Source organism: Bacillus swezeyi (assembly GCF_001969815.1).
In the GTDB taxonomy this organism is placed as follows: domain Bacteria; phylum Bacillota; class Bacilli; order Bacillales; family Bacillaceae; genus Bacillus; species Bacillus swezeyi.
Map to the genome: position 1 here is coordinate 432,997 of NZ_MRBK01000004.1, position 13,904 is coordinate 446,900.

The 13,904-nt window shown below is 45.1% G+C and carries 10 protein-coding genes and 1 pseudogene; 4 read left to right on the forward strand and 7 right to left on the reverse strand.

Going from position 1 to position 13,904, the window contains the following annotated elements; translation table 11 throughout:
- Nucleotides 1-14 precede the first annotated feature (14 nt).
- From iolG to iolA, 7 genes and pseudogenes are all read right to left on the reverse strand, one after another.
- Entirely contained in the window at nt 15-1,049 is a 1,035-nt protein-coding gene (gene iolG / locus BTA30_RS04865) for a bifunctional inositol 2-dehydrogenase/D-chiro-inositol 1-dehydrogenase (protein ID WP_076759956.1), read from the reverse strand.
- 24 nt (nt 1,050-1,073) lie between these two features.
- A pseudogene (locus BTA30_RS04870) lies at nt 1,074-2,378 on the reverse strand (MFS transporter).
- Between the two features lie 12 nt (nt 2,379-2,390).
- Entirely contained in the window at nt 2,391-3,293 is a 903-nt protein-coding gene (iolE, locus tag BTA30_RS04875) for a myo-inosose-2 dehydratase (protein ID WP_076759958.1), read from the reverse strand.
- A gap of 13 nt (nt 3,294-3,306) precedes the next feature.
- Nucleotides 3,307-5,220 carry a 3D-(3,5/4)-trihydroxycyclohexane-1,2-dione acylhydrolase (decyclizing) gene (iolD, locus tag BTA30_RS04880; protein WP_076759960.1) on the reverse strand — a complete coding sequence of 638 codons (1,914 nt, stop codon included), beginning with the start codon at nt 5,218-5,220 and terminating at the stop codon, nt 3,307-3,309.
- 31 nt (nt 5,221-5,251) lie between these two features.
- Nucleotides 5,252-6,229 carry a 5-dehydro-2-deoxygluconokinase gene (gene iolC, locus BTA30_RS04885; RefSeq protein ID WP_076759962.1) on the reverse strand — a complete coding sequence of 326 codons (978 nt, stop codon included), beginning with the start codon at nt 6,227-6,229 and terminating at the stop codon, nt 5,252-5,254.
- Nucleotides 6,230-6,256: 27 nt separating this feature from the next.
- Nucleotides 6,257-7,072: a 5-deoxy-glucuronate isomerase gene (gene iolB, locus BTA30_RS04890; RefSeq protein ID WP_076759964.1), complete on the reverse strand. Its 816-nt coding sequence runs from the start codon at nt 7,070-7,072 to the stop codon at nt 6,257-6,259.
- Nucleotides 7,073-7,153: 81 nt separating this feature from the next.
- Entirely contained in the window at nt 7,154-8,617 is a 1,464-nt protein-coding gene (iolA, locus tag BTA30_RS04895) for a methylmalonate-semialdehyde dehydrogenase (protein WP_076759966.1), read from the reverse strand.
- A 468-nt stretch (nt 8,618-9,085) separates the two neighbouring features.
- Between iolA and BTA30_RS04900 the strand changes: the two genes are divergently transcribed.
- The 4 genes from BTA30_RS04900 (at nt 9,086) to glpT (ending at nt 13,390) form a co-directional block, all read left to right on the forward strand.
- Entirely contained in the window at nt 9,086-9,841 is a 756-nt protein-coding gene (locus BTA30_RS04900; protein WP_076759968.1) for a DeoR/GlpR family DNA-binding transcription regulator, read from the forward strand.
- Between the two features lie 93 nt (nt 9,842-9,934).
- Nucleotides 9,935-10,870: an aldo/keto reductase gene (locus tag BTA30_RS04905; protein ID WP_076759972.1), complete on the forward strand. Its 936-nt coding sequence runs from the start codon at nt 9,935-9,937 to the stop codon at nt 10,868-10,870.
- 247 nt (nt 10,871-11,117) lie between these two features.
- Complete coding sequence (locus tag BTA30_RS04910) at nt 11,118-12,008, forward strand: glycerophosphodiester phosphodiesterase (RefSeq protein WP_076759974.1); 891 nt, start codon at nt 11,118-11,120, stop codon at nt 12,006-12,008.
- 20 nt (nt 12,009-12,028) lie between these two features.
- On the forward strand, nt 12,029-13,390 hold the full coding sequence (gene glpT, locus BTA30_RS04915) for a glycerol-3-phosphate transporter (protein WP_076759976.1): 1,362 nt from the start codon (nt 12,029-12,031) through the stop codon (nt 13,388-13,390).
- The last annotated feature ends 514 nt before the right edge of the window (nt 13,391-13,904 follow it).

Genomic DNA, 13,904 nt, shown 5'->3' on the forward strand with positions numbered 1-13,904 from the left:
TCCTCGGGAAATTTTTATTTTTTAACAGTTGTAAACGTTTGATAGAATTCCGGTTTCTCTTGAAGCGTCACAGGTTCTTTCTGTCCGGATTCCTGAGCTTTTACACAGGCGTCCGTCGTCATGGCGGCGATATAGCCGTCCCATGCAGTCGGCCCGCTGACCTCGCCTTTCTGTTGGATCGAGTCAATGAAATCTTGGATTTCCACATCGTAAGCGTCTACAAAACGGCGCTGCCAATCCATAAGGATATCTGTCGAGAATTTGCCGTCTTTTCTGAGAGAGATGCTTGATGGTTCAGGAAGTTTCACGATTCCGTCTTCGCCGACGACTTCACACTGGATATCGTAGCCGTATTTGCAGTTGACATAGATTTCCGCATTGATCACGACTCCGCCTTTTGTTTCGATGATAACGATTTGCGGATCACGCAAATGAGGAAGCGCATTTTTCGATTTTTTCGGATAAATGACCTGAACGGATTCGTAGTCATCATTGATCAGCCAGTGCAGGGCGTCTATTTCATGGACAAGCGTATCGACAACAGCCATATCTGTTGTATAGTTGTCGCCTACAACCGGGTTGCGGTGCGCACAGTGGATCATGAGGGGCTCGCCGATGACACGGTTGTCGATCGCTTCTTTCAGCTGTACGTAACCACTGTCATAACGGCGCATAAAGCCGACTTGAACGAGACGTTTACCCGCTTTGATTTCTTCATTGACGATCCGCATGCATCCTTCCGCAGTCGTCGCCAAAGGCTTTTCACAAAATACGAATTTGTTTGCTTTAATCGCTTTCAAAACACTCGATTCATGAGCCGGCCCCCAGCTTGTCACCAAGACGGCATCTACGTTTTCGGCTGCGATCAGGCTGTCGTCATCCGGATAGACTTTGGCATTCAAGCCGTAGTCAGTCACGACCTGTTGAGCAGCCTCGTGGTTCACGTCCGTGACTGCGACAATTTCTCCGCCGGCTAATTTATTCGTGATGCGGTTGATATGCTCTTTTCCGATTGCTCCTGTACCTATAACCCCAATGCGTAGTTTCATTGATAGCCACTCCTTCAAAAGTAGTTACATAATTTTTCTTGTCTGTACTCGCTCAGCTTGAGCTGGAGGAGTTCCATACAGCTCTTCCTGTATTTGTTCAAGCGACTTGCCGGATGTATTCGGTGCAAAAACAAGCCCGATGATCATGCTGGCTGTTACACAGCCAAGGAGAATGGCAGCCATAAACGCAATTCCAAAATTCGAGATGATCATTGGGACGAACAGGCTCCAAGCCCCGATTGAGATACGAACGAGGAAGAACATCAATCCTTGTGCAGATGCGCGATATTTCGTCGGGAAAATTTCACTCGCCCATAATTGATAATTGGCCTGTTGCCCGGCCCCATTGTTTATGCCGATCATCACGATAAAGAGGATGAGAATCGGCATGCCCTCTGCCGGAAGCAGAAACAATGACCAGCCGATCACCGCCGCAAATGCGGAGATCCCAAACACTGTCTTCCTGTATTTGTCTGCAAATGGCATGAAGATAAAAGCGACGCCAAGCCCGGTGAAAATAAACAGCCCCATCTGCAAAATGTTTGCCATGTTCGATGTAACACCGCCGACTTGCTAATAAATGTAAGGCATAAAAAATCCCATGACACCTGCCGCCAGATTCCAAACCAAGTACACGCCCATTAAGAATAAAATGCTTTTCAAATACTTAGGCTGAAGCAAATCGAGATAAGACGTCTTCGGCTTCCTGACGGCTTGAGCCGATTCGGATTGATCCTGCCAGGCATCGGACTCCGGCAGCCTTTTGCGCAGAACATAGGTGATCAATGCGATAACGAGCAAATGCCCAAACACGATTTTATTGCCCAACAAGCCTAAATCACCGAACAGGACCGACAGCAACAGGACCACAACCGCTCCCGCAGCCCATGCGACTTGCGCAACGCCGCAATGACGAGCCCGGTTTTTCTTAGGTGCGTTCTCTGCGATAATCGTCCAGGAAGCCGTAATATCAGCTCCTACCGATAAACCGATGATCATGTAACCGCTTAACAAAATGGGGAAACTGGCGCCGAACAATACTAAACAAATCCCCAGTGCATAAACCAGCATACTGTTCGTATAGACAGCTTTCCGGCCAATTTTGTCAGCCAAAAAGCCTCCGAGCAGCGCTCCGATTGCTGCTGAGATGGCGTTGGCGCTAAATGCGCCGAGCAGACCGATCTGTGTATCCGAAAGCTTCAGGTAGCTGACCCATAATGATAAACCTGCCGATCCCGCTACAATGGAGCCTGCGTCAATGTAATTTGCCAGAGCTGCCGCGACGGTTCGTTTATTGAATGGTGAGACTGCTGCATTTCCATTGCTCAATTTAGAGCCCCCTTAATTGGTTGCTGCGGCATTCAACAAGTGACGATCAATGTATTTTCTGGCGATCAATGCGTATTCAAGCGGATTGGCAACATCGGGATCCTGCTCGGCTTCCACAACAATCCAGCCGGAATAGCCGTGCTTTAAAAGCTTTTGATACACTTTTCTAAAATCGATGCAGCCATCGCCTGGAACTGTGAACATCCCTTGCAAAAACGCCTGTTGAAACGATTTTCCTTCCTGCTTGCATTTCTTCATGATATTGAGGCGCGCATCTTTAAAATGAACGTGTTGAATACGGTCGATATGCTTTTCAAGAATGTTCATATAATTTCCGTCGGAAATGTAGGCATGCCCTGTGTCATAAAGAAGGTGCACGAGCGCCGGGTCAGTTCCCGCCATGAGCCGATCCACTTCCTCCTCCGTCTGCACACCTGTGCCGAGGTGATGATGATAGACAAGCTTCAGTTCATGCTCGCCTGCGATTTTTCCAAGATGGTTCAATCCATCGCATAGCATCTGCCATTCCTGATCAGTGAAATAAGGCTTTTCTTTAAATACATTCTTATCCAGAGATTGTACACTGTAGGTTTGTTCGGATACGACCGCAACATCTGCATGGAGTTCTTTCAAGCACTCGCAATGGGCCGTAAATTCCTTGGCCGCCTCTTCAATGCCGTCCCGAAGAATATAGCTGCTGAACCACTTGCCTGCAATTTTGAGATTTCTCAGCTCAAGCTCTTTATTGAGAATGGCCGGTTCCGGAAAAAAGCCGCCCACTTCCGTGCCTTGAAAGCCTGCAACGACAATGTCGCTCAGCAAATGCTGAAGCGTATTGCCCGCGCCGATTTCCGGAATATCATCGTTCCGCCATCCTATGGGGGCGATGCCCCATAGAATTTCTGTCTTGCCCATCCTGGTGCCTCCTTTAATACTGCTTTGCAGATTCCAGCATTTTTTCTTTGGTTTCATACGCTTTTTGAACGCTTTCCTGTTCGGAAACCTCTGCAACACCTACATGCCACCAGCTGTCATAGCCGTCAGTCATTGTCTTTGGCAGCACCTTCATTTCAATCAATGTTGAGACCTCTTGTTTCTTCGCATCTTCAAGCGCGGCTTTTAATTCTTCAACCGTGTTGGCTTTATAGGTTTTGGCTCCATATCCTTCCGCCACCTTTGCGTAGTCAATATTCAGGATTTGATTGTCCTCTGTTCTGAATTCGCAATAGTAGCTGCCGCTTCCGTGGTCCATTTGCAGGTTGTTGATGCAGCCGAAGCCAGAGTTGTCAAAGAGCAGTACATTGATCTTTTTGTTATACTGAATGGCTGTTATCAGCTCGGAGTGGAGCATCAGGAAGCTTCCGTCTCCCACCAGCGAATAGACTTCTTTATCTGGATGAGCCAATTTCAGACCGAGCGTCCCCGATACTTCATACCCCATGCATGAATAACCGTATTCCAGGTGGTACGTATTCGGTACGTTTGAATGCCATAAGCGCTGCAGATCACCCGGCAGCGAGCCTGCTGAACAAATGACGACACTGTCTGGATCAACTGTCTCATTAATGGCGAGCAATGCCGTAGTTTGCGGCAGTTCGGTTTGTAATGCATCGGCATATTCATTCAGTACTTCTTGAGAAAAATGGTTTTTAATTTCAGGTGTAAAGTGTTCGCGCTTAAAGGTAATTTTGCTGAGACGGCCGCGTTCAGCCAGCCATTCGTCTTTCAGCTCCTCAATGGTTGAGCCGAACTCGCTCTTATACCCTTCCAATAAGCCGTGCAGCTTGCCGAGCGTTACTTTCGCATCGGCGACAACCTGGAAAGCATCCAGTTTATACGCCTGCATTCTGCTGACATTGATGTTCAAAAATTTTGCGTTGTCAAAATCAAAAGCCGTTTTGGAGGATGTTGCAAAATCGGTGTATCTCGTGCCGATTCCGATGATCAGGTCGGCCCCGCGGGCAGCTTTGTTCGCTGCAAGCGTTCCTGTGATACCCATTCCGCCCAAGTTATTGGCAAAATCGGCTTCCACCGTTGATTTCCCGGCCTGTGTTTCAACCAACGGAATGTTGTAAGCTTCAGACATCGCGATTAATTCATCGCGCGCTCCTGAATACTTCGCACCGCCGCCGACTAAAATGAGCGGTTTTTTGCTCGATTTGATCCGTTCTGCGGCACCTTCGATTTCACGTTCGCTCGGCTCTTTGCGGTCGATGTAGTGAACGCGCTTCACAAAAAAGATTTCATCGAAATCAAAGGCTTCGCCTTCGACATCCTGAGATATACAAATCGTTGCCGGACCCGCTTTTGCAGGATCGGTCATCACTTCAAACGCGCGAATCAGGCTGCTCATTAATTGTTCAGGACGTGTAATGCGGTCCCAATATCTTGATACCGGCTTTAAGGCATCGTTCGTCGTAATCGCCGCACTGTATTCTTGTTCCACCTGCTGAAGAACCGGGTCAGGCTGTCTTGTCGCAAACGTGTCCGCCGGAATCAAGAGGACGGGGATGTTGTTCGCAAGCGCCGTCCCTGCGGCAGCCACCAAATTCGCAGATCCCGGCCCGACGGATGTCGACACTGCATAGATCTTTCTTCTCAGCATCTGTTTGCTGTAAGCCATTGCCGCGTGCGCCATTCCTTGCTCATTTTTCCCTTGGAATACTTTCAAATGCCCGGCATCCTGTTCAAGCGCCTGGCCGATCCCAACCACGTTTCCGTGTCCGAAAATCGTGAAGATCCCTTCGACAAACGGTGTTTCTTCCCCATCAACATTGATGTACTGCTGATTTAAGAATTTAATTAACGCTTGCGCTGTTGTTAAGCGTATTTTCTTGCCCACAAACGATCCCACCTTTATTCGTTCTTTTCATTTATGACTGCGCCGCGATAAGCTCCTCAATTTCAGCGACAGTCGGCATGGCTTCAGATGAGCTATGCTTAGAGACAACAATGGATGCGGAGGCGCTTCCATATTTCAATGCCGTTTCAATATCTTTGCCTGTGACAAGCCCATAGAGAAAGGCAGAAGCATATGAGTCACCTGCTCCAAATGTTTTCAAGACTTTTGTTTTGTATGCCTGCGCACGAAAGACTTCCCCGGATTTGCTGTAAGCGTATGAACCTTCAACACCGTGCTTGATGACGACGAGATCTGCGGAATGTGCAAACAAATGCTGAACCGATTCCTTGTTGATGCCGCCGCTTTGATTCTCCATCACATCAAACTCATCGCGCGTTCCGATCACAATGTCCGATTGTTCGGCAACCAGTGAATAGTAAACAGCCGTTTCATCAGCTGATGCCCATGTATACGGACGATAGTCCAGTTCAAATACGACTTTGACCTGATGCTTTTTCGCCAGCTGTACGGCTTTTAGGACAGCTTCGCGGGATGGGCTTTTTGAAAGCGCCGTACCTGAGACTAAAAGCATTTTGGATTTTGCAATGTACTCTTCGTCAACTTCAGAAGGGGCCAGGTAAAGGTCTGCCACATCATCTCTGTACATTAAAATGCTGCATTCTTCAGGGCTTAAAATTTCCGTGAAGGCAAGGCCTGCTTTATGTCCGTCTTGATCAAGTGCCATCTGCGACGTGTCGACACCCGTATTGCTCATATAGGTTTCTATGAATCTGCCATGCTGGTCATCCGGAATTTTGCCGATGAAGCCGGCTTTCAAGCCTAATTTGGAGCTGCCGATCGCGATATTGGCCGGCGAGCCGCCGACATATTTTGAAAATGTCATCGTCTGTTCCATCGGGCGGTTGTATTCGACTGCGTTTAAATCAATGCATGCGCGGCCGATCGCCACAAGGTCAAATTCTTTCTCTTCATTAAACGTATACTTCATCTTAAAAAGCCACTCCTCGCCTAATTGTTAGCGTTCCAAGATCCACTCATGATCGGGGTCATTATGAAACTTCCATTTCCGCGTCGGACCCGCCATGACATTTAAATAATAGGATGTATATCCGTCAGGCACACCTACCGGATGGTAGCCGGCCGGCACAATGACAACGTTTCCATTTTCTACAGTCATCGTCTCGTCGATTGAACGGTCGTCTGTGTATACACGCTGAAACACGAAGCCTTGGACAGGGTTTAATTCATGGTAGTAGGTTTCTTCTAAAAAGGACTCTTCAGGCAAGTTGTCTTGATCATGTTTATGCGGCGGGTAGCTGGACCAGTTTCCGCTTTCGGTGTAGACTTCAACGACTAAAAGACTGTTCGCTGAAGAATCTGAATCTGGAAGAATGTTATGAACGGTTCGTTTATTGCTAAATTGCCCGCGGTTTTCTATGCCGTTGTCTTCAGCTTTGATCAGCTTCGTCGGCAGCTGTTTTTCGGAAGGTGAATAGCAAAGGGCAACTCTTGCCTGGGTAACTGCGATGATGTCAAAAGCACGGTCATTTGACACATAAACGCTATCGGTCGGCTTTTTTTCAAACACGCTTTCCCGCGTGCCGATATTCTCAAATGTCTGTTCATGATCAGAGACGGTAATCTTTCCTGTCACCGCAACGATGCAGCATTCTTGTTTGTTTAGCGCCTCTTCATAACGGGAACCTGGTGCAAGATCAATGACTTTAAATTCTACATAGTTCAGCTCGGAATTCGATTTCTTTACTTCATGTACAAGCTTCACGCCTTGTGAAAGCTCATTCACCTGCGGCTTGCGCAACAAATGACTCATTGAAAAAGCCTCCTTTTTAAATCTTCTTTCAAACATAGTTCCGAACAGCGTGAGATTCACGCCGTTCGGCCGTTTTTGTTTTTAGTTGAAGTCAGGCGCCGGATATCTTGCGGTGACGACTTTTTTGCGTGTGTAGAAATCGACGCTGTCTTTTCCGTTCGCGTGCAATGTACCGAAGAATGATGACTTCCAGCCTGAGAATGGAAAGAAGGCCATTGGAGCCGGTACACCCAGATTGATGCCGAGCATTCCCGCATCAATGTTCTCGCGGAAATAGCGAATGGCATTAGAGTTGGACGTAAATAGGCATGCGCCATTTGCAAATTCAGATTCGTTGGCAATCTCAACCGCTTCTTTTACATTTTTCACACGGATAACTGACAGAACCGGGGCAAAAATTTCGTCTTTCCAAATCGTCATATCGGTTGTAACGTTGTCGAATATTGTCGGACCAACGAAATAGCCTTCATCTGAAACGTTTTCGCGTCCGTCGCAAACAAGTCTCGCACCCTCTTCAATTCCCTTTTGTATGTAGCCGAGCGTACGCTTCTTGTTGTCTTCGCGAATGACAGGGCCTAAGAATACACCGTCATCAAGGCCGTTTCCGATTTTGACTTCCTCCGCTTTTTCAACTAATTTCTCCATGAATTGATCAGCAATTCCTTCTTCTACGGTCACAACCGCACAGGCCATGCAGCGTTCACCGGCAGATCCAAAAGCAGCGCCGATAATATTTGTTACGGTGTCTTCAAGATTGGCGTCATTCAGGACGATGGTGTGGTTTTTAGCACCTGTCAGCGATTGAACGCGTTTCAGATTTTCGCTGCCTTTTTTATAGACATACTCTCCGACCGGTTTAGATCCGACAAATGAAATCGCTTTAATTTCAGGGTGTTCGAGAATGCCGTTTACCACATCATGGGCGCCGTACACAACATTGAAGACCCCTTTTGGAAGTCCGGCTTTTTCAAACAGTTCAACCAGCTTTTCTGTCAAGAGCGGCGTCCGCTCAGAAGGCTTCAAAATAAATGTATTTCCTAACGCAATAGCCATTGGGAACATCCAGCACGGAACCATCATCGGGAAGTTGAACGGTGCAATTCCACCGACGACTCCGATTGGATAACGGTAATTCGCCGCTTCAACATCTGTCGCAATTGTGGCGAGTGAGTCTCCCATCATCAATGACGGCGCTCCCGCTGCAAACTCGACATTCTCGATACCGCGTCCCACTTCGCCTAACGCTTCTTTTGTATTTTTTCCGTTTTCTATCGTAATGAGGTGGGCAAGCTCCTCTTTATGCTGAGTCAAAAGCTGCTGAAAGTGAAATAGAATTCTTGCCCGGCGCGGAACGGCTACTTTTGACCATGTTTTAAATGCTTCAGCCGCCGTTTGCGCTGCATATTCTATATCCTCGCGCGTCGAGATCGGCACTTGACACAGCACTTCTTTTGTCGCAGGATTGATAACATCTTCATATTGATCGGTTTTGCTTTCAACCCATTCTCCATTGATATAGTTTCTTAACTTTCTGATTTCTGCCATCCTTATAACCTCCTTAAATATTAAACATCCACTAGTACAGATGGGACAGGATTCAATCATTATGAATGAACTTCGGGAATAGCCCTTCATTGCATAACCGATTTTCACAAAAAGACGGAAATTAAACGCTTACAAAAACTTAATCAATACAGCTTCATCAAAAGAACCGCAACGTCATGAGAATTTTTCAGCCTCAAAGTTTCATCAACATTATCACGTTTTGGTCATTTCTTGGTTATATTCTAATCTGATCATACCCATAAGTCAATCATTAATGAATAAATTTTTTCTTTTGTAATATTTCTAGGAAACCTTAAAACTATCGATATAAACATTGTATAATAAAAAAGAACAGGGCAAATCTTGCAAAGAACAACCACCAATGTTATCATTTTTTAAGCAATTATTGGTCAACTTTTGGTTTTTATCATATATTTAAATTAAAGATTCTAGAAGGAGATATTTAGTATGAAATTAATGCGGATAAAGGAGATGGAAGAATATATTCTGACAAACGGCACCGTTTCCTTGGATAAACTTTGCCAAGTCTTCAATGTCTCTAAAAATACGGTCAGACGCGACATCAACAAATTGACCGAGAAAGGTGTCATTAAAAAAGTATACGGCGGTGTAACGGCGATTGAAAAAACGGCTTTGATCCCTTTTGAAAACCGGACGATCCAAAATAAAGATGCAAAAACAAAGATTGCGCATTACGCTTCACGCTTTATCGAGGATCATGACCTGATTTTCATCGATTCCGGCACAACGACCCAGTCCATATTGGAAACGCTTGAACCAAATAAAAATGTGACGATTTTAACAAACAGTCTGGATATCATCAATGCTGCTGCAGCGATGAAAAATATCAACTTGATTATCATCGGAAACAACTATAAGCGGAAAACGCAGTCCTTTGTGGGAATGGATGATCCAAGCACTTTGGATAAATACAATATCAATAAAGCTTTTATGTCGGCAACCGGGGCAACATTGACACACGGGCTGACCAATTCGGATTTGCTTGAATACGAAATCAAAAAGAAGATTTCCGAAAAAGCAAAAGAAGTGTATTTATTGGCCGATCACTCCAAATTCGGCAGATCTACTTTGCTGACATATGCCCGTTTTGACAGGCTGCATTGCATTGTAACGTCACAGCCGCTCGATGAGGAGTACAATGCATTCTGCAAAGACCATAAAATTGAAATTCATCTGGCATAGGGTTTATAGTTGAAGTGAATAACTTGACCGGCTATTTTAGCAATCTGCTGGTCAAGTCTTTCTCATATTTCATCATTTCAGGAGGGGAAACCAATGAAAAAAGTAAGAATTGGCAAGTCAGACCTACATGTATTTCCGATTGGTTTAGGAACAAATGCAGTCGGAGGCCATAACCTCTATCCGAATCTCAATGAAGAAACGGGTAAAGACTTGGTGCGGGAAGCGCTTAAGAATGGCGTGACTTTCTTGGACACCGCCTACATATACGGAATTGGCCGTTCTGAAGAACTAATCGGTGAAGTCCTCCGCGAATTTAACCGCAAAGATGTGGTGATCGCCACAAAGGCCGCCCATCGAAAAGAAGGGGACGACTTTGTCTTTGATAACTCTCCGGCATTTTTGAAGAAATCCGTAGACGACAGTCTGAAACGGCTGCAAACGGATTACATTGATCTTTTCTATATTCATTTCGCTGATGAAAACACACCGAAAGATGAAGCGGTTCAGGCTCTTCATGAGTTGAAGCAAGAGGGCAAAATCCGGGCGATCGGCGTATCCAACTTCTCGCTCGAACAGCTAAAAGAAGCGAACAAACACGGCTTGGTCGATGTTCTGCAAGGCGAATACAATCTATTAAACAGAGAAGCCGAAACCACATTCTTCCCATATACACAGGAGCACAACATTTCATTCGTTCCGTACTTCCCGCTTGTATCCGGATTGCTGGCTGGAAAATACACTGAAGATACAGCATTCCCTGAAGGCGACCTTCGAAGAGAGATGGAGAACTTCCAAGGAGACCGTTTTAAAGAAAACATCAGAAAAGTGAATCAGCTGGCGCCGATTGCTGATAAGCACAATGTTGATATTGCCCACATCGTGCTGGCGTGGTATTTGGCAAGACCGGAAATCGACATTTTAATCCCGGGAGCAAAACGCGCTGATCAGCTGGTCGATAACTTAAAAACTGCCGAAGTCAGCCTTTCTCAAGATGAAATTGCTTTCATCGACCAATTGTTTGCACGCTGAATGCATGTAAAAACCTATCTCTTATGATAGGTTTTTATTTTTCAAAAAACAATTGACAGCGCTTCCATTTCTGTTATGATAGGAAAGAAGTTAATAAGAGTGACGGAGAAAAGGAGATCCACAGAAAGAACCTCAGTTTCAGAGGTTTCTTTGTGGATCTTTTTTCTTTTTCAGATGAGGAGGAGGGAATATGTGAAAGACATCGAAATGAACAGTAAAAAAACAACTTGAAAGGAGACATGATGTTATGAAAGGACTTTTCCGAAGCGTTTTAATGGCGGGCGCACTGATTGGCGCCGGTTTTGGCATGAGCATTCAGGCGGAGGCGGCTGCGCCGGCACATCCGTCACTTAACCCGAATAAAATATTAAATGTCGCACATCGCGGTGCATCAGGACACGCTCCTGAACATACACTTTTAGCTTACAAGCTCGGACAAAAAATGAAAGGCGATTACATAGAAATCGATCTTCAAATGACAAAAGACGGCGAATTGATCGCGATGCATGATGAAACATTAGACCGCACAACCAATGGAACAGGACTTGTCAAAGACTATACACTGGCGGAAATCAAAAAGCTTGATGCCGGTTCTTGGTTTAATGAAAAGCATCCGGAGCTGGCCAGGCCTGAATATGCCGGACTCAAAGTTCCTACTCTCGAGGAAGTGATCCAAACCTTCGGCAGAAGTGCACGCTATTATATTGAAACCAAATCGCCCGAAGTCTATGACCATATGGAAGAAAAATTATTAAACATCCTTAATAAATATAAATTAACAGGGCCAAACCGGCATTCAAGCAAAGTTATCATTCAATCTTTTAGTCCAGAAAGCTTAAAAATCATTCATGATCAAAACCCCGCCATTCCGCTTGTACAGCTGTTATGGTATGATAAGCCGGCATTCATTACGGACGCAGAATTAGAAAACTATAAATCATACAGCATCGGACTCGGCATGAATTTTGACCGTATTGATGAAGCGTATATTCAAAAAGTAAGGAGCCATGGATTACTCATCCACCCTTATACCGTGAACCAAAAAGAAGATATGAAGAGACTGCTTGATTGGGGCGTGACGGGAATGTTCACCAATTTCCCAGACCGTCTTCAAGAGGTTTTACGTGAAGACAAGTAATTCATAAGAAGGAGAAAGACATGCTTAAACTGTTTAAACCTGCTCCGCCGATTGACAGATTGCCGGAAGAAAAAATTGATTCTGAATATAAGAAGTTCAGACTGCAAGTTTTTCTCGGCATCTTCATCGGCTATGCGGCATACTATTTAATTCGCAAAAACTTTTCGCTTGCCATGCCTTATTTAATTGAAGAAGGGTTTTCAAAATCAGCGCTCGGCCTTGCTTTATCGGCCCTTTCAATTTCCTACGGCCTCAGCAAGTTTGTCATGGCCACCATTTCAGACCGAAGCAACCCGAGAATGTTCCTGCCGGCCGGTCTGATTCTTTCTGCTATCATCAGCCTGCTTATGGGGTTTGTTCCATTCTTCACCTCATCTATAGCCATTATGTTTATTATGCTATTCTTAAACGGCTGGTTTCAGGGAATGGGATGGCCGCCATCAGGCCGCGTCCTTGTTCACTGGTTCAGTGTAAGTGAAAGAGGAAATAAAACGGCGATATGGAATGTCGCCCACAATGTCGGGGGAGGGCTAATGGCGCCAATCGCCATCGCAGGTGTGGCCATCTTCTCAGGAATTGCGGGAAACTCCGACACCGGCTATGAAGGGGTATTCATTTTGCCGGCCTTAGTCGCCATTGCCGTTGCCTTTATTGCATACCTGCTGATTCGCGATACTCCGCAATCTGTTGGATTACCGCCGATTGAAGAATATCGAAATGATTATTCAAGCAAAACGAAAAAAACCTATGAAAAAGAATTGTCGACAAAAGAAATCCTTTTCAAATATGTTTTAAACAATAAATGGGTTTGGGCGATAGCGCTCGCAAATATTTTCGTTTATTTCGTCCGCTACGGCGTCTTAGACTGGGCGCCGACCTATTTAAACGAAGAAAAAGGATTTGATATGAGCAAATCCAGCGTCGCCTATTTTCTTTATGAATGGGCGGGCATCCCTGGGACCCTGCTGTGCGGCTGGATCTCAGATAAATGGTTTAAAGGGCGCCGCGGCCCTGCAGGCTTTGTCTTTATGCTGGGGGTATTGATCGCCGTGCTTGTCTACTGGTTCAATCCAGCTGGCAACCCTATGATCGATATGATTTCATTAATTGCAATCGGTTTCCTCATCTACGGCCCGGTCATGCTGATTGGACTGCAGGCGCTTGACTTTGTTCCTAAGAAAGCTGCTGGTACGGCAGCTGGATTAACCGGCCTGTTCGGTTATTTGGGCGGCACCTTGACAGCAAATGCTTTAATGGGTGTCATCGTCGATGCATCCGGCTGGGATGCGGGATTCATACTATTAACGGCTTCCTGCGTAATTGCAGCCATCATATTTGCGCTTACTTGGAATGTAAGGGGTCAAGAAGTGGTAAAACATTAATAAAAAAGATCCGTCTCGACTATATAAAGGCGAAAGAAAAACACAAAAGCGCAAGATTTCAGTGTTTTCGCTGTTTTATGCAAGGGGCTTTCGAAGAGTTTTTAGAATTAAATCGATTTTTTGGTATCAAAGTTGGTATCACCGACATTCCTTTGTTCCATAGAAAACCCCCTCACTTATATAAACCAAGCAGTGTGAGATTTTCCATATAATGGATTCAAAAGGAGACACCAATTTCATTAAATTTGAGGATGTTTTAGTGATAAATAAATCCTCAAGAAATTGGTAAGAGGATTTTTTATGTTATAATGAGTAAAAAATTGATTAAAATTCAAGTAAGAAGAGGTAGTCCCAATGGGTACATTATATTTATTGCTGTATTTTATTGGTGGATTAACTTTATCCGGTTTTATTACGGTTTATGGTATGAAAAAGCTTCTAAAAGCCTTGAAGGATTAATACTAATTAAAAAATAAGAGTGCAGAAATACTGCACTCTTATTTTTTACCTGTAC